We start from the raw sequence: 21002 nt of genomic DNA, 5'->3' as shown, positions 1-21002 counted from the left end.
CCGGCCGCCGCCCACGGGCACTTTTTCGCCATGAGCAGGTATGTTCGCCGCCACGTGGGAATAACTCTTGGCCAATCTGGTCGAGTCGGTCAGGAGGTCCTATGAACCTCGCGTCTTACGCAGACCTGGCGGTCGACCTCGTGAACACGCGGCGCGACCAGGAGGACGACCTGCGCGACCTCGAAGGGCTGCGGACCCTGCTGTCGCACCGGCCGCATCTCGGGGGGCGGATCGCGCACCGCGAGCTCGACGCCATGCGCGCGCTGCGCGACCAGCTCCGCGCGATCATCGTCGCGGCCGCCCGCGGGAACGAGGACGAGGCCGTCGAGCGCATCAACACGCTGCTCATCCACCACCCGGTCCATCCGCAGCTCGCGCGCCACGACGGCCAGGGGTGGCATCTGCACTTCAACGAGTCCGGCTCGATACCGGACCGTTATGCCGCGCGCACCGCCATGGGCCTCGCCGCGGAGATCGCCGCCGAGGGCGTCGGCCGGTTCGGGCTCTGCAAGGCGGAGGGCTGCGGCCGGGTGTTCCTCGACACCACCGCGAACCGCTCGCGCCGCTACTGCTCCGAGCGCTGCGCCGGACGGGGCGGCGTGACCGCCGCCTGCGGTCCGAGCGCGCCACGCGTGACCGTCCCGGCGCGCGACGGGGGCCAGTAGCGGGCGACGACCCGGCCCACGACGAGCGGGCCGGGCACGGCGCCGAAGTCCCAGCTGTCCCGCCGGCCCGCGGCCGCCTGGTTGTCGCTCTCCAGCCACCACCCGCCGCCGTCCTCGCGGACGGCGCGCTTGACGATGAGGAGCTCCGGCCGTTCCGGGTGCCGTGCGACGACGACGTCGCCGGGCACGGGACGCGCCCCGGCGCGCACCAGCAGCCAGTCGCCCGGCCGCAGCCCCGGCAGCATCGAGTCCCCGGTCACCTCGACGGCCCGCAGCCGCCGCAGTCCCGCGAGCGCGAGCACCGCCGTGAGCGGGAGCACCGCACCGGTGAGCCCGCGCACCACCGGGCGCATCCGCATGATCCTCCTCGTTCCGCCCGCATAGATCGTCGGTCAGGGGCATCAACACCGCTGGAAGGGTTCCGGACCGCGCCGCGGTCCGGGTCTTAGGCCGAAATACCGAGCGCCCTGGCCGGACGCGGCCGGTGGCACAAGGGTAATGTCGGTGACCTGAGCATGATCCGCAACGAGGGAAGGGATGAGCAGGTGTTGCTCAAGCTTCTGCGCCCGAAGACGAAGGTCTCCGCGCACTGCGACCTGCCGTGTGGCGTCTACGACCCGGCGCAGGCCCGGATCGAGGCCGAGTCGGTCAAGGCGATCACTGAGAAGTACGCGGCCAACGAGGACCCCGAGTTCCGCGCACGGGCGATCCTGATCAAGGAGCAGCGCTCGGAGCTGGTCAAGCACCACCTGTGGGTGCTGTGGACCGACTACTTCAAGCCGCCGCACTTCGAGAAGTACCCGCAGCTCCACCAGCTGTTCAACGAGGCGACCAAGCTCGCCGGGGGTGGCGGCGGCACCAAGGCCACCATGGACACCAAGGTCGCCGACGACCTGCTCGCGAAGATCGCGGAGATCGACAAGATCTTCTGGGAGACCAAGCAGGGCTGACGGACCCGGGAGCGGAGGCCCGGCCGGTCACCGGCCGGGCCTCCGCTACGTCCGGGCGGCCTTCACAAGCGGGCGGCTTTGGTGAGGGTGTCGCCGGTGAGGCGGTACACCGTCCACTCGTCCTGGGGACGGGCGCCGAGCGCCTCGTAGAAGTCGATCGCCGGCCGATTCCAGTTGAGGACCGCCCACTCCACACGGCCGTAGCCGCGTTCGTCTGCGATCCGCGCGAGTTCGATGAGGAGCGCCTTGCCGTACCCGTGGCCGCGGGCGTCCGGCTCGACGAACAGGTCCTCCAGGTAGATGCCGTGCGTGCCGTTCCAGGTGGAGAACGTGAGGAACCACAGCGAGAACCCGACGATCCTGCCCTCGTGCTCGGCGACGTGGGCGAAGACCCTGGGATCGTCACGGAAGAGGTTGTCGCGCAGCTGCTCCTCCGTGGCCTTCACCTCGTGAAGGGCGCGCTCGTATTCGGCCAGGGCGCGGATCAGGCGCATGATGTCCGGAACGTCGTCCGGGGTCGCGGATCGGATCACCCGAGCAGGTTATCCGCCCCGTTCGCCCGTGATGCACGCCTCGTCGCGCCGAGGTTTGGGACGCGTTCGTTGACGTCGGCGCGGACATTGGTGAGAAAGCCACGCGCGGCGAAGTCTCCGAGTGGGCTCGGCAGGCGGTAGTTTCGGTACCAGCGGGACCATCCTGCGAGGGAGTGACGTGACCGAGGAAACCGCTGCAATGCCGACCAGTACGAAGTTGTCCGTCCGCGACGTGGTGACGGTGCGGCTGCCCGCCGCGAGCGCCTACCTGTCCGTGCTGCGGACGGCCACCGCGGGCCTCGCGGCCCGGCTGGACTTCACGCTGGACGAGATAGAAGACCTGCGCATCGCCGTCGACGAGGCGTGCGCGATGCTGCTCGCACAGGCGGTGCCCGGTACCGACCTCGTCTGCGAGTTCGAACTGACCGGGGAGGCCATGCGCATCTCCGTGTCCGTGCTCACCGTGGACGGGGAGGAACCCAGCCGCGACACCTTCGCATGGACGGTCCTTTCGTCACTGGCGGGTGAGGTCGACGCCCGGGTGGGCGCCGATGACCGGGTCACCGTGACGCTGCAGAAGCGGCGCGGTACGGCGGGGGCGCCGTGACGGAGAAGACGACCACGGAGCAGACGGCCGCGGGGCAGCCGACGGAGCCGGTGGGCCCGGAAGTGAGCGTCGAGCGCACCGAGAGCGCGGTCCCCGACCGGGCGCGGGCGCGTGCCCTGTTCGAGCGGCTCTCCCAGCTTCCCGAGGGCGACCCGGAGCGCCAGCGCATCCGCGACCAGCTCGTGGAGCTGCACCTGCCGCTGGTGGAGTACCTCGCCCGCCGCTTCCGCAACCGCGGCGAGTGGCTGGACGACCTGATCCAGGTCGCCACGATCGGCCTGATCAAGTCGATCGACCGGTTCGACCTGGAACGCGGCGTCGAGTTCTCCACCTACGCGACCCCCACCATCGTCGGCGAGATCAAGCGGCACTTCCGCGACAAGGGCTGGGCCGTGCGCGTCCCGCGCCGGCTGCAGGAGCTCAAGCTGTCGCTGACCAAGGCGATCAGCGACCTCGCCCAGCGCGAGGGCCGGGCGCCGACCGTCAGCGAGCTGGCGGCGCACCTGCAGATGAGCGAGGAGGAGGTGCTGGAGGGCCTGGAGTCGGCGAACGCCTACTCCACCGTGTCCCTGGACGCCCCCGACTCCGGCGACGAGGACGCCCCCGCGGTGGCCGACTCGCTCGGCATGGTCGACGAGTCGCTGGAGGGCGTCGAGTACCGCGAGTCCCTCAAGCCGCTGCTGGAGAAGCTGCCCGCCCGCGAGAAGAAGATCCTGCTGCTGCGGTTCTTCGGCAACATGACCCAGTCGCAGATCGCCGCGGAGCTGGGCATCTCCCAGATGCACGTGTCGCGGCTGCTCGCCCGCACCCTCGCCCAGCTGCGGGAGGGCCTCACCGCGGACGAATGACGCGGTGCACGGCGCCGAGCGCCCCGGGGCGTCCCGGGCCTCGGCGCCGGATCATTTCTTCGTGGGCTGCTCTTTCAGCCGGTCCATGAGGCGCCGCCCCAGCGAGCGCGGTTCCCCGGACGGCGTCTCCCCCGCCGCGGAGTCCTCGGGTTCGCGGGCGGGCCGCCCCCCGTCCTCGGCTTCTTCCTCGTCCTGATCGTCGAAGAGCCACGCCGTGCTGGGCGGGCTGAGGACCGTGATCAGCGTGAGGATGGCGGCCAGGCCCAGCGGCACGGCGAACGCGGACTGCCCGCTCTGCCACAGCGACCACGCGACCGGCAGGGCGAAGAACTGCGTCAGCACCGTGGGCGCGCGACTCCACTGCTCGGCGCGCAGCAGCCCCCGCGCGCAGGCGAGCATGCCGAGGCCGCCCGCGAGCGCGAGGACGGTCACGCCGATCGCGCCGGCCGGGTCGACCGCGGCGCCGGTGGCCGTCTCCACGCCGGTGAAGACGCCGACTCCGAGGGCGGCGAGGCCCTCCGCGGCCTCCAGGGCGGCGGCGGCCTGCACGGTGATGGGACGACGCTTCAACACAACCCGAAACCCTACTCCCGCCGGGGAGCGGACCGGCGCCCACCCGAGGACGAGGCGAACGCCGGGCGAACGCACGCGGAACGATCGATACCCTGACGCCGTGCGCGCCATGCTCATCGCCAACCCCAAGGCGACCTCCACCTCCCGGCGGGCCCGCGACATCCTGATGCGGGCCTTCTCCGGCGACCTCGACCTCGTCCTCGCCGAGACGGGCCACCGCGGCCACGCGACCGAACTGGCCCACCAGGCCGCCGTGCACGGCTACGACGTCGTGATCGCGCTCGGCGGCGACGGCACCGTGAACGAGGCGGTCAACGGCCTCCTCACGGACGGGCCGTCCCCCGGCCTGCCGGCGCTGGCGGTACTGCCGTCCGGCAGCGCGAACGTCTTCGCCAAGACGCTCGGCCTGCCCGCCGACCCGGTCGGCGCGACGAAGTCCGTGCTGGAGGCGCTGCGCGCGGGCCGGCACCGGACGGTCGGCCTCGCGACCGCGTGCCATCCGGGCGGCGCCGAACGCTACTTCACGTTCTGCGCGGGCATCGGGCTGGACGCCGAGGTCGTCCGGGAGGTGGAGCGCCGCCGGGCCGCGGGCGCCACCGCCTACACGTCCCTCTATGTGCGGACGGCGATCCAGCACTTCTTCACCGGCACCGACCGGAGGCACCCCACACTCACCCTGGAGCAGCCGGGCCGCCCCCCGAAACCGGGCCTGTTCCTGGCCTTCATTTCGAACACGTCGCCGTGGACGTACATGAATCGCCTCCCGGTGAATCCGAGTCCGAAGGCGAACTTCTCGCGCGGGCTGGACGTGTTCGGAATGCGTTCCCTGGATATCGGCCCGACGCTCGGGGCCGTGGCGCAGATGCTCACGGCCCGTACCCGTCCCCTGCAGGGCAGGCACGTGGTGAACGTGCACGACGCTTCGGAGGTCACGCTGCGCGCGGAGCACCCGGTGGCCTTCCAACTGGACGGCGACTACCTTGGCGAACAGGACAGCGTGACGTTCCGGTCCGTTCCCAAGGCACTACGCGTCGTCATCTGAACCCGGCCGCGAGAATGTGCGGTCTCATGGCCTTCCAGATGAGAGCCAAGTAACACGATCGTCTTCCGGGTGTGACACATGCGACACCCATACTTTGAGAATCCTTTCTCAAAGGTCTTGCGCCTGCCCGCGCCCCCCTGACACGCTCAAAGTGCGTATCCGAGACAGGGGCCCCAACGTCGCCGGCCTCCCGCTCGCAGCGCCGCCGAACATTCATCCCCGGACCTGGCCCTCGCCACCTGGGCGTTCGCGACATGTGAAACCGTTCACAAATGTGGAGTTGCTCCACAACCTGACGAAGGAGTGGACCGCATGGACTGGCGCCACCGCGCAGCCTGCCGTGACGTGGACCCCGAGCTGTTCTTCCCGATCGGCAACACCGGGCCCGCGATCCTGCAGATCGAAGAGGCCAAGCAGGTGTGCCGGCGCTGCGACGTGACCGACGCCTGCCTGCGCTGGGCCCTGGAGTCCGGCCAGGACTCGGGCGTCTGGGGCGGCATGGGCGAAGACGAACGCCGCGCCCTCAAGCGCCGCAGGACACGAAGTGCCCAAGGCAGCGCCCTGGGCGTCAGGCGCTGAACACCCTCCCACGATCCTCGACCGCCGCGCGCACCTACATCAGCCACCACGGCAACCCCGCGACAACCCCAACACCTGCGATCGCGTCCGAAGGCAGGTTCCGAGCCTGCGAGGAACCTGATCGCGCAGCGAGCCCCGGGGCGAGCCGGAGCGATGCAGCGATCGCGCGCATTGCCCGTTGAAGGGAAGGCGCTCTGGCGCCTGACCGCCAAGGGCAGTGCAAACAAGCACAGCAATGCAATCAAACACGCCGGTGGGTGTGGTCCAGGGGGATGTCGACCGTCACCTCGGTGCCGCCCCCGGGGCGGGGAGTGAAGTCCAGGCGGCCGCCCAGTTCTCCGACGATCAGGGTGCGGACGATCTGCAGGCCGAGGCTGTCGGTGCCCTCCACGTCGAAGTCGGCGGGGAGGCCGACGCCGTCGTCGGTGATGGTCGTGACCAGGCGGCGTCCGGTGGGTTCCCCGGTGTCGGCGGCGGGCGTCCCGCGGGACTCGTGGTCGCCGGCCTCCGGCCATTCTCCCCAGACCTCCACGCCGCCCCGGTCGCGCACCTCGCCCTCGCCGTAGCGGTGGGCGATGACCTCCAGCGTGCCGAAGCGGTTCACCAGGCCGTGCTCCAGGGCGTTCTGGAGGAGTTCGGTGAGCGCCATCGCCAGCGGCGTCGCGACCTCGGCGGGCAGGACGCCGAAGCTCCCGGTCCGCTTCGGCGCCACCCTGGTCTCGGGGGTGGACACCTCCGCCGCCATCGTGATCACCCGGTCGGCGATGTCGTCGAAGTCGATCAGCTCGTCGGGGGTGTGCGACAGCGTCTCGTGCACGATCGCTATGGACCCCACGCGCCGGACCGCCTCGTCCAGCGCGGCCCGGCCCTCCGGGATCTGCAGCCGCCGGGCCTGGAGCCGCAGCAGCGCCGCGACCGTCTGCAGGTTGTTCTTCACCCGGTGGTGGATCTCCCGGATGGTGGCGTCCTTGGTCAGCAGTTCCCGGTCGCGCCAGCGCAGCTCGGTCACGTCGCGGCACAGTACGACCGCGCCGATCCGCGTCCCCCCGACGACCAGCGGGATCGTCCGCAGCTGCATGATCGACCCGCGTGACTCGACCTCCACCTCGCGGGGCGCCCGGCCGGACAGGACGACGCTCAGCGCCTCCTCCATCGGCTCGCCCGTGTCGCACAGGTCCGCGGTGATCTGGCCGAGCGACTCGCCGACCAGGTCGGCCGGGTAGCCGAGCCGCCGGTAGGCCGACTGCGCGTTGGGGCTGGCGTAGGTGACCCGGCCCGAGCGGTCCAGCCGCATCAGCCCGTCGCCGACACGCGGCGAGCGGACCATGTTCGGCTCCTCCCCCGGCACCGGGAACCGCCCCTCGGAGATCATCGTCGCGAGGTCGCTGGCGCTCTGCAGGTAGGTCAGCTCCAGCCGGCTGGGGGTGCGGGCCGAGCTGAGATTGGTGCTGCGCTGGATCACGCCGAGGATCTTGGCTCCGCGCCGCACCGGGATCGACTCCTCCCGGACGGGGATGCCGCTGCCCCACTCGGGGTCGCCCTCCCGGACGATGCGCCCCTCCCGCCACGCCACGTCGATCAGGCCGCGGCGTCCCGTCCGGACGACCTTGCCGACGAGGTCCTCCGGGTAGGCGGTCGGGCCGGTCGTCGGGCGCATCTGCGCGATCGCCACCCAGCCCGGCACGGTCGCGCCCGCGTCGAGCGCGCCGCGCTGGCCGCGCCCCGCGCGGGCCGCCGCCTCGGCGGGCAGCGCGGCCGCCGACCGCAGCGGCACCCAGAGCAGCAGGTCGGCGAAGGACAGGTCGGCGAGGAGCTGCCAGTCGGACACCAGCGCGTGCAGCCACTCCAGGTCGGCCTCGGTGAGGTCGCTGTGATCGCGGACGAGATCCGCCAAGGTAGGCACGCCACCATCATCGCCGATGCGGTTCGGTGCGGGGCCACGCCCCCGGCCCCGGCGGGGCCTGGCAGGATTCCCGCATGACCGCAGGACGAGACCCCCTGGCCAGATTCCGGGACGCGGCCGCGCGGCGCGCCGAGGCCGGGCTGCGCCGGACGCTGCGCCCCCGCCCCGGCGGTCCGGACGGCCCCGCCGACCTCGCGTCCAACGACTACCTCGGGCTCGCCGGCGACCCGCGGCTGATCGAGGGGGCCGTCGCCGCGGCCCGCGCGTGGGGCACCGGCTCCACCGGGTCGCGCCTCGTCACCGGGACCACCGAGCTGCACGCCGAACTGGACCGTCGGCTCGCCGCGTTCACCGGCAGCGCCGCCGGGCTCGTCTTCTCCTCCGGCTTCCTCGCCAACCTCGGCGCCGTCACCGCCCTCGCCGGGCCCGGCACGCTCGTCGTCTCCGACCAGGTCAACCATGCCTCCATCGTGGACGCGTGCCGCCTGTCGCGGTCCCGGGTCGCGATCGTCCCGCACCGCGACGCCGCCGCCGTCGAGCGGGCGCTGGCCGAACGCGACGAGGACGAGGCCGTCGTCGTCACCGACGCCGTGTTCTCCGTGGACGGCGACCTCGCGCCGCTGGGCGCCCTCCACCGCGCCGCGCGGGCGCACGGCGCGCTGCTGGTGATCGACGAGGCGCACGCGCTCGGCGTCGTCGGCGACGGCGGCCGGGGCGCCGCGCACGCCGCCGGCCTCGCGGGCGAACCGGACGTGGTCCTCACCCTCACGCTGTCGAAGTCGCTCGCGGCCCAGGGCGGCGCGGTCCTCGGCGCGCCCGAGATCATCGACACCCTCGTCGACACCGGCCGGTCGTTCATCTTCGACACCGGCCTGAACCCGCCCGCCGCCGGCGCCGCGCTCGCCGCGCTCGACGTCCTCGAAGCCGACCCCGGCCTGCCGTCCCGCGCCCGCGACCGCGCCCGGCGCATCGCCGCGCTCGCGGCCGGTTCCGGCCTGGAGACCGCCGAGCCCGCCGCGGCCGTCGTCCCGGTGTACCTCGGCGAGCCGCACGCCGCCGTCCGCGCGGCCGCGACCTGCGCCGAGCACGGGCTTCGCGTCGGCTGCTTCCGCCCGCCGTCGGTGCCCAAGGGCCGCGCCTGCCTGCGCCTCACCGCACGCGCCACGCTGGGCGAGGCGGACCTCACACGCCTCGGGACGGCCCTGGCCGAAGTGGCGTCCTCTACCGCCCGTAGTCTGCACGCATAACATCGGGGAGAACCGGTGATGAACGTGAGGAGATGCCGTGACGGAGGTCAGGGGCGGGCCCCGGCACGGGGGTGGATTCGAGCACGGATTCGACCGGGCCTCACTCGGCGGCGTCGGTAAGCGCCACCCGAACCAGGCCCCCCGCATCCCGAAGTACTACAAGCTCAAAGAGCTGCTGGTGGAGCTGATCCAGTCGCTTCCGCCGGGCAGCCCGCTGCCCCCCGAGCGGACCCTCGCCGAGAAGTACGAGACGTCCCGCACCACCGTCCGCCAGGCCCTCGCCGAGCTCGTCGTGGAAGGCCGGCTGCAGCGCATCCAGGGCAAGGGCACCTTCGTCGCCAAACCGAAGGTGTCGCAGGAGCTCCAGCTCGTCAGCTACACCGAGGACATGCGGCACCACGGGCTGCGCCCCGAGACCCGCATCCTGGAGGCCGGCTACGTCAGCGCCGACGAGCGCCTGGCGACCCTCCTGTGCATCCGCCCCGGCGGCCGGGTCCTGCGCGTCCACCGCCTCCGCCTCGCCGACGGCGAGCCCATGTCGATCGACACCTCGCACCTCCCCGCCCGCCGCTTCCCCGGCCTGCGCCGCGAGCTCCCCCGCCACCGCTCCCTGTACGAGACGCTCGCCACGGCCTACGACGTCCACCTGACCGAGGCCGAGGAGACCATCGAGACCGTCCTCGCCACCCCCCACGACGCGCAGCTCCTCGGCGTGGACGTCGGCCTCCCCATGCTCCTGCTCTCCCGCCACGCCTTCGACACCACCGGCCAGCCCGTCGAATGGGCCCAGTCCCTCTACCGAGGCGACCGCTACAAGTTCATCACCCGCCTCCGCCGCTAGCCTTCACGCAGGCGCGTGACGGCCACGACCACAGAACCATGACGGAGTGCGACGTTTCACGCACGGACCGAACACACGTTCCCCTACGATGACTGGAGCAGATCGTGAGGGAAGGATCGCCGAACGTGACCATCCAAACGCTGCCCTCCTACCAGGCAGCCCTTCCAGATACGCCCTACGCCCTCTGGGCGAGGGGTGAACTCGACGACTTCCTCCACCTACCCGAGGGCTCTCGGGCCGAGATCATCGGAGGAGAGATCGTCGTGTCCCCCACCCCCGTCGTCGCCCACGGAAATATCGTTTACCGCATCTCCAGTGCGATCGACAGGGCCAGGTTCACGGATAAGACCTACCCGTGGACCACTCGACAGGTCATGACCGTGAACCTCGTGAGCTTCGAGCAAGGTTACGTCCCCGACCTGATCGTGGCAGAAGAAAGCGTATTCGAGGCCGCAGGAGAGGCCGAAGAGGTAAACCTGAGCCCGGACGAAATCGAAATGGTCGTGGAGGTCACCTCCAAGAACCTGGCCATCTACGACAGGGCGCCGAGCCAAGACAGGAACCTGCGCAAGCCGACCAAGTGGTGGGGGTACGCTCGGGTCGGAATCCCGTACTACCTCCTCGTCGACCGGGACCCGAAGGTCGCGAGCACGACGCTCTACTCGATCCCCGACCAGGGCTCCAGCGCGTACCTGCACCGAGAGTCCTGGGACTTCGGCGCGACGATCCATCTACCCGAGCCCTTCAACGTCGCGATCAACACCAACGGCTGGAAGCCGTGGAGGGCCTGAATATGGCCTACTACCTCGTACGGCAGTTCTATTGCATCGAACTTCCGGACAAGCCGATCAACCTCTGGCAGAGCGGCGAGCTTTGGGAGTACGTCAACGCAGAGGAAGGCGCCAAGGTAGAGATCATCGGCGGCAATATCTGCATCGACGGAGCACCTCGTCCCCCCATTCAGGAGTCGCCTCGGGCCGAGCCCCCACGGCCTTTCTGGGTCCTGGCCGAGGAGGCCAAGGAGAGATCGGAACAGCTCCGCGTGGAATGGGAGGCGAACCGACGCCTGGCCGAATCGGAGGACCTGGGGGACGAGCGGCCGGAGCCTACAGGGTCTGACTTAGGGCCTTGATGGGCATTTGTAGGTCTGTGAGGAGTTCGAGGTCCTGCTCCGCCGGGCGGCCCAGGGTGGTCAGGTAGTTGCCGACGATGATGGCGTTGATGCCGCCGAGCATGCCTTCGCGGGTGCCGAGGTCGCCGAGGGTGAGTTCGCGGCCTCCGGCGTAGCGGAGGATGGTGCGGGGCAGGGCGAGGCGGAACGCGGCGATCGTCTTCAGCGCCTCCGTGCCCTCGACCAGCGGGAGGTCGGCGAACGGGGTGCCGGGGCGGGGCGCCAGGAAGTTCAGCGGAACCTCGTCGGGCTCCAGCTCGGCGAGCTGGCCGGCGAACTCGGCGCGCTGCTCGATGGTCTCGCCCATCCCGACGATGCCGCCGCAGCACACCTCCATTCCGGCCTCCTTGACCATGCGGAGGGTCTCCCAGCGCTCCTCCCACGAGTGGGTGGTGACCACGTTCGGGAAGTGGGAGCGGGCCGTCTCCAGGTTGTGGTTGTAGCGGTGGACGCCCATCGCGGTCAGTTCGTCCACCTGCTCCTGGGTGAGCATCCCGAGCGAGCACGCGATGTTGATCTCGACGGCGTCGTTGATGGCCCTGATGCCGTCGCGGACCTGTGCCATGAGGCGTTCGTCGGGGCCGCGGACGGCCGCGACGATGCAGAACTCGGTCGCGCCGGTCTTCGCGGTCTCCTTCGCCGCCTCGACCAGCTGGGGGATGTTCAGCCACACCGCGCGGACGGGCGACTCGAACTTGCCGGACTGCGAGCAGAAGTGGCAGTCCTCCGGGCAGCCGCCGGTCTTCAGCGACACGATCCCCTCGACCTCGACCTCCGGCCCGCACCAGCGCATCCGGACCTCGTGGGCGAGCGCGAGCAGGTCCTCCAGCCGGTCGTCGGGGAGGGTCAGGCATTCGAGGACCTGGCCGGCGGACAGGCCCCTGCCCTCGTCCAGCACCTGGCGGCGGGCTACGTCGAGGATGTCTGTCACGTCCTACTCCTTGTCGGGGCCGAAGGTGTCGCGGAAGGCGGCGGCGTCGAAGGCGCCGCCGAACGAGGGGGCCAGGCCGCGGTGCGCGGCCAGGAGGAACTCCGCCGGGTCCAGCGCGCCCGCGCCCGCGGGCAGCGCGCCCGCCAGCGGCCGGGCCGCGATGGTCTCCAGGTCGCGGATGTTGCTGCGCATCGCGAGGTCGGGGTCGGCCGGCCACTCGCCGATGACGACGCCGGCGAGCTGCACGCCGCGGTGCGCCATCGCCTCCAGCGTGAGGGCGGTGTGGTTGAGGGTGCCGAGGCCGGGGCGGGTCACGACGACGGCGGCGGCGCCCAGCCAGCGGGCGAGGTCCGCGATCGTGTTGCCCTCGTCGTCGTAGCGGACGAGGAGGCCGCCCGCGCCCTCGATCAGCACCAGCCGCCGGTCGCCGGACAGGTCCCGGACGCGCTCGGCCACCTCCGGCAGCCGGACGGGCGGGACGCCGGCGCGGCGGGCCGCGGCGGCGGGCGACAGCGGGTCGGGGAAGCGGGCGAACTCGTGGACGTCGTCGAGGCCCGCGAGGCGCCGGACCGCGTCGAGGTCGCCGGGCTCGCCGGCGCGGACGCCGGTCTGCCCGGGTTTGACGACGGCGACGGACGCGTCGCGCGTGGCGGCGACCGCGGCCAGCGCCGCGGTGACGACGGTCTTGCCCACGCCCGTACACGTCCCGGTGACCACGAGCACACTCACAAGGCGGCACACTAGCGCGGGGCCGCGGGGCGGTACGTCACCGGATCCCACAGTCTTCGGCGGCCGACTTTGTACCGGCGGCGCCGTGGAACCCGGTGGGGCGGCGGCCCGTCCAACCCCCATGGCCGGTCCGTACCTCCGGCGGGTCCCGGTGCTCGCCTGCGCGGCCGTGGTGTCCTGCACGGCCCTGACCTCATGCGGCGGCTCGGAGACGTCCGGGCCGCCGCCTCCCTCCGCCACGCCGACCGCGTCCCGGTCCGCGCCCGGGGAACCGGTGGGTGAGCGGCTCGTGCTGCGGTGGCGCAAGACGGGCGGCATCGCGGGCATCGGCGGCCCGGGAAGCCTCCCCGAGTTCTCCCTCTACTCCTCGGGACGCGCGATCGCCGCCGCCGAGCGGCCGGGCAGCCGGCCGCCGGACCGGGAACTCACCCAGTACCGCCTGAAGCCGCGGGCGCTCCGGCGGCTGCTGGACGGGGCCCGCGCGGCCGGTTTCGACCGCTCCCACACGGTCGGCTCCGACCAGATCGCGGACGCGGTCGTCACCGTCGTCACGATGGGCGACGCGACGACCAGGATCATCGAGCCGGGGTGGCCGGGCAGCGGGGAGGCGATGTTCCTCAAGCACCTCGACCCGGACGGTTGGCCCGCGGACGACCAGGCCGCCCCGCCGGGGCCGTACACGCCGGAGCGGACGGCGGTCCTCGCGGGTGAGATCACCGGGGGCGGAACCGCGAGGCCGTGGCCGCTCGGCCCGCTCGGCGACGGCGTGCGGGCGGCGGGCGGCATCTGCACGCTGGCCCCCTCGGCGAAGGTCCCCGAGACCCGCCCGGGGACCGCGTGGCGCAGCGAGGGGACGACGTACTCCGTCCGCCTGCGCCCGCTCCTTCCCGGCGAGTCCTCCTGCGGCGACCTGGACTGAGCGGCGTCCACGAACGTTCGCCGGGTCGGCGAACCGGCGAACCCGGGCTAGCGGGCGTCGAGGTCGGCGGCGACCTCGCGGGCCGTGGCGGCGAGGTCGGGGTCCAGTTGGTCGAGGCGGGCGTCCAGGTCGTCGGCGAAGCGGTGGCGCTCCAGGTCGGGGGCCGGGCGGGCTTCGGGCATCCACGCCGAGTGGATCAGGAACGGCATTGTCGTGCCGTTGGGCGGGGCCAGTACGGCGATGGGGCCGCGCCCCACGTCGGAGGCGTCGAACAGCTCCACGCGGAACCGGTCGTCGTTGTGGACGGCCACGACCAGGTATCCCTCGTGCCCGCCGGGGTTCGTGCCCGCGTAGCGGCTGCCGCCCCGGCCGCGTGGAACGAACGACGGGGACGTCGGGTAGTCGTCCAGTGCGAACGTCCATTCGGACAGGGCCTTGAGGTCTTCGCGGTCGTGGGTGACGAGGACGGCCGGGGTCTCCTCCGCGGGGAACAGCGAGGGGTCTACGCGGCCCTCGTAGTTGCGCAGGGCCCGCTGGTTGATGGCCTCGGGGTGGAAGCCCAGGTAGATGAGGTGGTGCCGGGTTGGGTCGGTCTGGCCCTCGATGCTCCAGTCGATGGCGGACAGCTCGGCCTGCCACCACCGCTCCGGGTCGCTGGCACGTGCACGCTCCCGCACCTGGCCGCTCTCCGGGTCGAACTGCAGGACGGTGGTGAGCGCGGGCGTCATGCCGTGGCAGTACATGCCGCGCAGGGCGGGGTCGATCGGCCGTCCGTAGACGTCTATGTCGTCCTCGCGCAGGTACATTCCGATGTCCACGCCTTCGCTGTGCTCCATCACGACCTGGACGCCGTCGGAGTCGTCGTAGCGGGCGTAGAAGTGGTTGACCTCGGGGGCTATGCGGAACTGCTTGCAGGTGACGCTTTCGCGCCCCGGGGTGAGGTCGTCCTTGCGGATGAGCAGCACGGGCCCGTCGGGGTTGTTCGCGGTGGTCCGCTCCCCGCCGAAGACCTCCTCGGGGTCGATCTTGTAGGCGGTGTCGGCGAGGACGAGCCAGTCGCGGGTCTGGGTGATGGTGTGCGTGGCCTGCGGCAGCACCGCGCCCTCGACCTCCCAGCGCCGGACGCGCGGTCCCTTCCCGTCGTACCCGATGACGGAGACGGCGCCGGTCAGCACGTCGCGGCTGATGCTCCACAGGCAGTCGCGCTCGGGGTCCACCACCGGGTGGGCGGTGGTCGAGACGAGCGGCAGGACGGCCTGGTCCATGGCGGGTTTCCAGTCGTCGCGGTGCCCGACCTCGGCGACGAACCGCAGGGTCACGGGGTCGACCTCCACCGGGCGGCCGGCGTCCCAGGTGGCGAAGAGCCGGTCGCCCCACGGCAGTGGCGCGGTGTTGGCGGCGTTGACGAACCCCCAGGGCGAGCCGGTGCCGACCGGCCCGGCGGTGAACAGGTCGGGGCGCTTGCGGCGCAGCCGGACCGACGGGGTGTCGAGGACGCGGGCGCGCCAGGCGAACCGGCCGGGGGGCGCGCCGTCGGTACCGGCGGTGAGCGACAGCCTGGCCATGATCCCGTCGCCGAAGAACGCGTGCAGTGGGCGGGTCCGCTGGTCGGAGGTGCTCACGACGAAGTGCCCGCGGACGTCGTCCGGCCACGCTCCGGCGACGACGTCCAGGTCCAGGTCGGTGAGGTCCTGCCTGGCAAGGATCGAACGCGGGACCGGCATCGGGCACCTCCGGGGGTCGGCCTCCCGCCAATCAACATGGTCCGCCCAGACGTCGTCAAGACCCTAACGACTACTGTGCGGGCAAGCGCTCGCTTGTTACGGTGCGTGCATGACGGCTCGGCACGGTGGTGACACGGCGATCGCGGAGATCCGCAGGCACGGCGTCGAAACGATGTTCACGCTGTCGGGCGGGCACGTCTTCCCGCTCTACGACGGCGCGGTCGGCGAGACCGGCGGGCGGACCGGCACCGTGCCGGGGACGGAGGCCGACCCCCGCATCCTCGACGTCCGGCACGAGCAGACCGCCGTGTTCGCGGCGGAGGCCACGGCGCGGCTCACCCGCCGTACGGGGCTGGCCGTGCTGACGGCCGGGCCGGGCGTCACCAACGGCATCAGCGGCGTCACGACCGCCCACTTCAACGGGTCGCCGGTCGTCGTGCTCGGCGGCCGCGCCCCGCTCGGCCGGTGGGGCGCGGGCGCGCTGCAGGAACTCGACCAGCCGCCGCTGCTGGCGCCCGTCACCAAGCTGGCGATGACCGCCACCGGGCCGGACACGCTGGCCTCCGACCTCGCCCGCGCCTTCACGACCGCCGCCGCCCCGCACCGCGGCCCGGTGTTCCTCGACGTCCACATGGACCACCTGTTCGGCCCCGCCGGACCGGCCCGCGCCGGGCAGATCCCCGACCCGCCGGAGCGGCCCGCCGATCCGGAGCGGCTCGCCCGCGTCGCCGAGCTGCTGAAGGCGGCGCGGCGTCCCGTCCTCGTGCTCGGCTCGGACGTGTGGATGGACGGCGCCGAGGAGGCCGCCCGCGCGTTCGCCGAGGAGCTGCGGCTGCCCGTGGTCGCCAACGGGCAGGGGCGCGGCATCCTGCCCGCCGGGCACGACCTGCTCGTCACCCGCGCCAGGGGCGCCGCGTTCGCGGACGCCGACCTCGTCATCGTCGCGGGGACGCCGCTCGACTTCCGCCTGGGCTACGGTTCGTTCGGCGACGGGACCGCCAAGGTCGTCCATCTCGCGGACGCGCCCTCGCAGCTGGTACCGCACCTCCGCCCGGCGGGCTCCGCGGCCGGGGACCTGTCCCTGCTGTTCACCGACCTCACCGCCGCCTGCGCGAAGGCGGGGGTGTCCCCGGGCACGTACGGGGACTGGCGGGAGAGCCTGCGCGACGCCACCTACGCGGCCATCGCCGGCGACATCGACCTGCTCGCGTCCGGCGCCGACCCGATCCATCCGCTGCGGATCTACGGGGAGCTGTCCAAGGTCCTCGACGACGACGCCGTGGTGATCGGGGACGGCGGCGACTTCGTCTCGTACGCGGGCAAGTACATCGAGCCGCGGCGCCCCGGCCGCTGGCTCGACCCCGGCCCGTACGGGTGCCTCGGCACCGGGCTCGGCTACGCGATCGCCGCGCGCCTCGCCCGCCCCGCCGCGCAGGTGGTGCTGCTGCTCGGCGACGGCGCCGCGGGGCTGTCGCTCATGGACGCCGATAGCCTGGTGCGGCACGGCCTGCCGGTCGTGATGGTGGTGGGCAACAACGGCTCCTGGGGTCTGGAGAAGCACCCGATGCGCATGCTGTACGGCTACGACGTGGCCGCCGAGCTGCGGCCGCACTGCCGCTACGACGAGGTCGTCCGGGCGCTCGGCGGCGCCGGGGAGCTCGTCACCCGCCCGGACGAGATCGGGCCGGCGCTGCGCCGCGCGTTCGACTCGGGCGTCCCGTACCTGGTCAACGTCGCCACCGACCCGGACGTCTCCTACCCCCGCAAGACCACCGGTGTCTGAGCCGCTCTCCGAGCCGGCTTCCGGGCCGGTCACCGTCCGCCCGGCCCGCCCGGACGAGTACGAGCTGGTCGGCGACCTCACCGTGGAGGTCTACGTGGACGGCGGCCTGGTGTCGCCCACGTCCTCCTACGTCGGCACGCTCCGGGACGCCGCCGACCGCGCCGCCCGGGCCGACCTGCTCGTCGCCGAGTCCGGGGGCGAGGTCGTCGGGGCGGTCGCCTACTGCGGGCCCGGCAGCCCCTACGTCCAGATCGCCGGGCCGGACGAGGCCGAGTTCCGCATGCTCGCCGTCCGGGAGAAGGCACGCGGCCTGGGCGCGGGCACCGCCATGGTGCGGGCGTGCGTCGGCCGCGCCCGCGCGGCGGGACTCCGCGGCCTGCGCCTGTCGACCCAGGCGAACATGGTCGGTGCACAGCGCATGTACGAGCGGATGGGGTTCGTCCGCACCCCCGACCGCGACTGGGTCCCCGCACCCGGCGTGAAGCTCCTGCTCACCTACGTCCTGGTGTTCTAGCGACCGGGGTCCGGCTCCAGGTCACCGTGCTCGGAGCAGCGGGCCGTCCAGCCCAGGGGCGTGACCTGGACGACCAGGCGGCGGCGGCAGTGCGGGCAGTAGCGCGGCGGCTCCATCCGGCGGGCCTCGCGGCACGCGCCGTGGTCGCGCCCGGCGGCGGGCTCCCCGCACCTGTCGCAGTAGGCGCCGCCCACCGGCGGGGCGCCGCGCATGCGCGCCACCAGCCCGGTGTCGTAGGCGCCGCCCGCGAATTCGGGACGGTCGAGCAGTTCCCGCAGGAAGGGCAGGTTGGTCGGGAGCCCCTCGATGCGGAACGCGTCGAGGGCGGCCCTGGCCCGGCTCAGCGCGTGTCCGCGGTCGTCGCCGTGGACGCACAGTTTGGCGAGCAGCATCGCGTAGTGGGGCGTGACGGTGTCGCCCTCGACGTAGCCGGCGTCGATGCGGATGCCGTCGCCGACGGGCTCCTCCCACACCTTGATGTCGCCGGGCACGGGCAGGAACCGCTGCGGGTCCTCGGCGTAGACGCGGAACTCGACGGCGTGGCCCCGCGGCGCGGGGACGGCGGACGGGCCGGGCTCGCCCGCGGCGATGCGGAACTGCCATTCGACCAGGTCGATGCCGGTGACCAGCTCGGTCACGGCGTGCTCCACCTGGAGGCGGGTGCTCAGCTCCAGGAAGAAGAACTCCTGCGCCGCGGGGTCCACGAGGAACTCGACGGTGCCCGCGCCGCGGTAGCCGACCGCCTCGCCCGCGCGGACGGCGGCGGCGAGCATCCGCTCGCGCAGCGCCGGGGGGACGCCGGGCGACGGGGCCTCCTCCACGACCTTCTGGTAGCGGCGCTGGACGGAGCAGTCCCGGTCGCCGAGCGTCACGACGGTGCCGTCGTTCAGGCCGAGGATCTGCACCTCGACGTGCCGGGCGCCGTCCACGTGGCGTTCGAGGAGGATGTCGTCCTGCCCGAACAGGCGGGCGGCGCCGGTGCGGGCCGCCTCGTACGCCGCGCGCAGCGTCGCCTCGTCGCGGGCGGCGGCCATGCCGACGCCGCCGGCGCCCGCGGCGGGTTTGACCATCACCGGGTAGCCGATGCGCCGGGCCTCCTCGACCGCCGTGCCGGCGTCGGGAACGGGCTCCCACACGCCGGGCGCGACGGGGACGCCCGCCTCCTTCATCAGGTTCCGCGCGTTGATCTTGTCGCTCATCCGGGCGATGACGAGCGGCGGCGGCCCGACCCAGACGCGGCCGTGGTCGGTGACCGCACGGGCGAACGCGGCGCTCTCGGCGAGGAAACCGTAGCCGGGGTGGACGGCCTGCGCGTTCGTCCGGCGCGCGGCCTCCAGGACCGCGGGGACGTTCAGGTAGCTGCGCGCGGGGTCGGCGGGGCCGAGCAGGACGGCCTCGTCCGCCTCCGCCACGAACGGCAGGTCGGCGTCGGCGTCGGAGTACACCGCGATGGTCTTGATGCCCATCGCGCGCGCCGTGTGGATGATCCGGCCGGCGATCTCGCCGCGGTTCGCCACGAGCACGGACTCGAACACCTGCGCACTCCCCCTCGCGGATCGCGGGGCCCGCGCCCCGGCCTACAGAGCCTAGCCACCAAGGTTCACCGAGTGCGCCGACTTGTGGCGAGTCGGTGAGATGACGCCGTTCACAACACCCGGAGCCGACGAGGCGCCGGCCCGGACGGCGTTCGGCGGACGGCGCGCCGGCGGGAGGCGGCGCCACCGCGTCCGCGCCCCCTCCGCCCCTCCCCGCCAGTGACATCGGCGAAATCACCAGTCTTCTTCCCGTTGTTTCGGCGTAATTACTGCTCACCGGTCCGCGACGCGCAATTGTGCCGAGGCACAATTGACATCACATCGAGGGTCGTTCACTGTGTGGGGCGTCGCGGCCGACCGTTTCCGCATTGCCGCGGAATCATCCGTGAAATCCTCACACTTCGGTCTGCCGCCGCATGCAGAAAATGCGCCGCAGTTTTCCGCTCGGCGCGGCTCCCCAAGGAGGAGACCCTTGTCCCTCAGAAGATTCCTCGTCGTCTGCGGCGCCGCAACGATGCTGGCCGGCACCGCACTGCTCCCCGCGACCGCCCAGGCCGCCCCCAACCAGGACACCCCCGCGCAGACAGCAAGCGCCGCGCGGACCGTCACGCTGCGATACGGCCCCTACACCATTCCGGCGGCGGCCGGCGGTGCGCACGGAATGCTGCCGGACCAGGTCAAGTTCAACATCCAGAAGCCGTGCGAGAACTGCTATGTCACGGGCTTCAAGCCGAATCTCGTCTACCCCGACGGCGGCAACGCCAACATCAACACCGGGCCGATGCTGCACCACGCGGTGATCTTCAATTCGGCGGCGCGGGACACCGTGTGCGGCGGACCGCAACGGGTGCTCGCGTCCGGCAACGAGCGGGTGGAGAGCGTCTTCCCGGCCGGGTACGGGTTCCGGATCGGGTCCTTCGACCGCTGGACGCTCCTCGCCGACCTGATGAACCACGCGCATGAGGAGAAGACCGCCTACGTCGAGTTCACCTTCACCTACCAGCCCGCGTCCGACTCGCGCATGACGCCGGTCACCCCGCTCTGGCTGGACGTCGGCGGCTGCTTGGACTCCACCTGGGACACCCCGCCGCAGCAGAGCGAGAAGTCCAGGACGTGGAGATCCACCATCTCGGGCGACCTCGTCCACATTCGCGGGCACGTGCACCGCGGCGGCATCGCGGTGCAGACCGAGAACGCCTCCACCGGGCAGCTCATGTGCCGCAGCGTGGCGGAGGAGGGCGGCACGCCGGAGTTCATCGACCACCACGGCCACGCCGAGATCTCCGACATGCCGTCGTGCGGCGGTACCCCGATCGGCCGGATCGGCCGGGGCGACACCCTGAAGATCACCGCGTCCTACCGGGCGTCCGAGGAGGGCTTCAAGGACGTCATGGGCATCATGACCGGCTGGGTGGCGGAGAGATGATCTCGCTGGACCGGCTGACCGAACCGGTGCTCGCGCTGTTCCGCGCCGTCGTCGGGCTGCTGTTCCTGTTCCACGGGACGGCCTCCCTGTTCGGTGTGCTGGGCGGCAACCGGGGCAGCGGCGAGGCGGTGGAGTTCGCCGCCTGGCCGGGCTGGTGGGCGGCGCTCATCCAGTTCGTCTGCGGCGGGCTGGTGCTGGCCGGCCTGTTCACCCGCCTCGCGGCCGTGCTCGCCTCCGGTTCGATGGCGTACGCGTACTTCGTCGTGCACCAGCCGGACGGGCTGCTGCCGATGCGCAACGGCGGCGAGAGCGCGGCGATGTTCTGCTGGGCGTTCCTGCTGATCGCGGTGCTCGGGCCGGGCAGGTGGGCGCTGGACTCGGCGCTCGCCCGCCGCCGCGCCGAACCGGTGCGGGCCGTGTCGTCGACCTGATCCCTTGAGGCGAGGGGCCCGGTGGCCGCCGGGCCCCTCGCCGCGTCAGGT

At 72.4% G+C, this 21002-nt stretch carries 23 protein-coding genes; 15 read left to right on the top strand and 8 right to left on the bottom strand.

Features of this window, described 5'->3' with window-relative positions:
- Nucleotides 1-101: 101 nt before the first annotated feature.
- Complete coding sequence (locus E1289_RS01985; RefSeq protein ID WP_131974599.1) at nucleotides 102-665, top strand: CGNR zinc finger domain-containing protein; 564 nt, start codon at nucleotides 102-104, stop codon at nucleotides 663-665.
- Here the strand turns inward: E1289_RS01985 and sodX are convergent.
- The gene (sodX, locus tag E1289_RS01980) at nucleotides 566-1024 is read right to left on the bottom strand and encodes a nickel-type superoxide dismutase maturation protease (protein WP_165970298.1); all 459 of its coding nucleotides are present in this window, start codon (nucleotides 1022-1024) and stop codon (nucleotides 566-568) included. The two genes, E1289_RS01985 and sodX, sit on opposite strands and share 100 nt — an antisense overlap.
- A 186-nt stretch (nucleotides 1025-1210) precedes the next feature.
- Between sodX and sodN the strand changes: the two genes are divergently transcribed.
- A complete protein-coding gene (gene sodN / locus E1289_RS01975) occupies nucleotides 1211-1615 on the top strand; it encodes a superoxide dismutase, Ni (protein ID WP_207928722.1) in 405 nt (134 codons plus the stop codon).
- Nucleotides 1616-1677: 62 nt separating this feature from the next.
- On the opposite strand, the gene E1289_RS01970 is transcribed toward sodN, so the two are convergent.
- Entirely contained in the window at nucleotides 1678-2148 is a 471-nt protein-coding gene (locus tag E1289_RS01970) for a GNAT family N-acetyltransferase (protein ID WP_131974595.1), read from the bottom strand.
- A 178-nt stretch (nucleotides 2149-2326) separates the two neighbouring features.
- Here E1289_RS01970 and E1289_RS01965 point away from each other — a divergent pair, with 178 nt between their 5' ends.
- Nucleotides 2327-2755 carry an anti-sigma factor gene (locus E1289_RS01965; RefSeq protein WP_131974593.1) on the top strand — a complete coding sequence of 143 codons (429 nt, stop codon included), beginning with the start codon at nucleotides 2327-2329 and terminating at the stop codon, nucleotides 2753-2755.
- 50 nt (nucleotides 2756-2805) lie between these two features.
- Nucleotides 2806-3603, top strand: a complete 798-nt coding sequence (locus tag E1289_RS01960; protein WP_131974655.1) for an RNA polymerase sigma factor SigF — start codon at nucleotides 2806-2808, stop codon at nucleotides 3601-3603.
- A gap of 51 nt (nucleotides 3604-3654) precedes the next feature.
- Here E1289_RS01960 and E1289_RS01955 read toward each other — a convergent pair whose 3' ends face one another.
- Nucleotides 3655-4176 (bottom strand): hypothetical protein, encoded by a 522-nt coding sequence (locus E1289_RS01955; protein WP_207928721.1) that lies wholly within the window; start codon nucleotides 4174-4176, stop codon nucleotides 3655-3657.
- A gap of 109 nt (nucleotides 4177-4285) precedes the next feature.
- Between E1289_RS01955 and E1289_RS01950 the strand changes: the two genes are divergently transcribed.
- Complete coding sequence (locus tag E1289_RS01950) at nucleotides 4286-5218, top strand: diacylglycerol kinase family protein (RefSeq protein WP_347813559.1); 933 nt, start codon at nucleotides 4286-4288, stop codon at nucleotides 5216-5218.
- A 312-nt stretch (nucleotides 5219-5530) separates the two neighbouring features.
- Nucleotides 5531-5797, top strand: coding sequence for a WhiB family transcriptional regulator (locus tag E1289_RS01945; RefSeq protein WP_131974589.1), 267 nt, complete (start codon nucleotides 5531-5533; stop codon nucleotides 5795-5797).
- 241 nt (nucleotides 5798-6038) lie between these two features.
- Here E1289_RS01945 and E1289_RS01940 read toward each other — a convergent pair whose 3' ends face one another.
- Nucleotides 6039-7700, bottom strand: coding sequence for a PAS domain-containing sensor histidine kinase (locus E1289_RS01940; protein WP_131974587.1), 1662 nt, complete (start codon nucleotides 7698-7700; stop codon nucleotides 6039-6041).
- Between the two features lie 74 nt (nucleotides 7701-7774).
- On the opposite strand from E1289_RS01940, the gene E1289_RS01935 reads away from it, so the two are divergent.
- The 4 genes from E1289_RS01935 (at nucleotide 7775) to E1289_RS01920 (ending at nucleotide 10920) form a co-directional block, all read left to right on the top strand.
- Nucleotides 7775-8947: an 8-amino-7-oxononanoate synthase gene (locus tag E1289_RS01935; RefSeq protein ID WP_131974585.1), complete on the top strand. Its 1173-nt coding sequence runs from the start codon at nucleotides 7775-7777 to the stop codon at nucleotides 8945-8947.
- A gap of 37 nt (nucleotides 8948-8984) precedes the next feature.
- Nucleotides 8985-9788, top strand: coding sequence for a GntR family transcriptional regulator (locus tag E1289_RS01930; RefSeq protein ID WP_243712549.1), 804 nt, complete (start codon nucleotides 8985-8987; stop codon nucleotides 9786-9788).
- A 125-nt stretch (nucleotides 9789-9913) separates the two neighbouring features.
- Entirely contained in the window at nucleotides 9914-10579 is a 666-nt protein-coding gene (locus E1289_RS01925) for a Uma2 family endonuclease (RefSeq protein ID WP_165970297.1), read from the top strand.
- Nucleotides 10580-10581: 2 nt separating this feature from the next.
- A complete protein-coding gene (locus E1289_RS01920; RefSeq protein ID WP_165970296.1) occupies nucleotides 10582-10920 on the top strand; it encodes a hypothetical protein in 339 nt (112 codons plus the stop codon).
- On the opposite strand, the gene bioB is transcribed toward E1289_RS01920, so the two are convergent.
- Together bioB and bioD are read right to left on the bottom strand one after the other, a co-directional pair.
- Nucleotides 10895-11890 (bottom strand): biotin synthase BioB, encoded by a 996-nt coding sequence (gene bioB, locus E1289_RS01915; RefSeq protein ID WP_131974579.1) that lies wholly within the window; start codon nucleotides 11888-11890, stop codon nucleotides 10895-10897. The genes E1289_RS01920 and bioB overlap by 26 nt on opposite strands.
- Nucleotides 11891-11893: 3 nt before the next feature.
- Entirely contained in the window at nucleotides 11894-12619 is a 726-nt protein-coding gene (bioD, locus tag E1289_RS01910; RefSeq protein WP_165970295.1) for a dethiobiotin synthase, read from the bottom strand.
- A gap of 121 nt (nucleotides 12620-12740) precedes the next feature.
- Here bioD and E1289_RS01905 point away from each other — a divergent pair, with 121 nt between their 5' ends.
- Nucleotides 12741-13538, top strand: a complete 798-nt coding sequence (locus E1289_RS01905) for a hypothetical protein (protein ID WP_131974575.1) — start codon at nucleotides 12741-12743, stop codon at nucleotides 13536-13538.
- 47 nt (nucleotides 13539-13585) lie between these two features.
- On the opposite strand, the gene E1289_RS01900 is transcribed toward E1289_RS01905, so the two are convergent.
- A complete protein-coding gene (locus E1289_RS01900; protein ID WP_131974573.1) occupies nucleotides 13586-15262 on the bottom strand; it encodes a carotenoid oxygenase family protein in 1677 nt (558 codons plus the stop codon).
- A gap of 109 nt (nucleotides 15263-15371) precedes the next feature.
- Between E1289_RS01900 and E1289_RS01895 the strand changes: the two genes are divergently transcribed.
- Both E1289_RS01895 and E1289_RS01890 read left to right on the top strand, forming a co-directional pair.
- A complete protein-coding gene (locus tag E1289_RS01895) occupies nucleotides 15372-17045 on the top strand; it encodes an acetolactate synthase (protein WP_131974571.1) in 1674 nt (557 codons plus the stop codon).
- Nucleotides 17038-17559: a GNAT family N-acetyltransferase gene (locus tag E1289_RS01890; protein ID WP_131974569.1), complete on the top strand. Its 522-nt coding sequence runs from the start codon at nucleotides 17038-17040 to the stop codon at nucleotides 17557-17559. Before E1289_RS01895 ends, E1289_RS01890 begins: the two co-directional genes overlap by 8 nt.
- Here the strand turns inward: E1289_RS01890 and E1289_RS01885 are convergent.
- Nucleotides 17556-19094, bottom strand: coding sequence for a biotin carboxylase N-terminal domain-containing protein (locus tag E1289_RS01885; RefSeq protein ID WP_131974567.1), 1539 nt, complete (start codon nucleotides 19092-19094; stop codon nucleotides 17556-17558). The two genes, E1289_RS01890 and E1289_RS01885, sit on opposite strands and share 4 nt — an antisense overlap.
- A gap of 472 nt (nucleotides 19095-19566) precedes the next feature.
- Between E1289_RS01885 and E1289_RS01880 the strand changes: the two genes are divergently transcribed.
- Complete coding sequence (locus E1289_RS01880; RefSeq protein ID WP_131974565.1) at nucleotides 19567-20520, top strand: hypothetical protein; 954 nt, start codon at nucleotides 19567-19569, stop codon at nucleotides 20518-20520.
- Nucleotides 20517-20951, top strand: coding sequence for a DoxX family protein (locus tag E1289_RS01875; RefSeq protein WP_131974563.1), 435 nt, complete (start codon nucleotides 20517-20519; stop codon nucleotides 20949-20951). Before E1289_RS01880 ends, E1289_RS01875 begins: the two co-directional genes overlap by 4 nt.
- Nucleotides 20952-21002: the final 51 nt, after the last annotated feature.

It is taken from the genome of Actinomadura sp. 6K520 (genome assembly GCF_004349245.1).
In the GTDB taxonomy this organism is placed as follows: Bacteria; Actinomycetota; Actinomycetes; order Streptosporangiales; family Streptosporangiaceae; genus Spirillospora.
The sequence above is the reverse complement of the archived record's forward strand: the minus strand, read 5'-3'. Positions and strand labels throughout refer to the sequence as shown.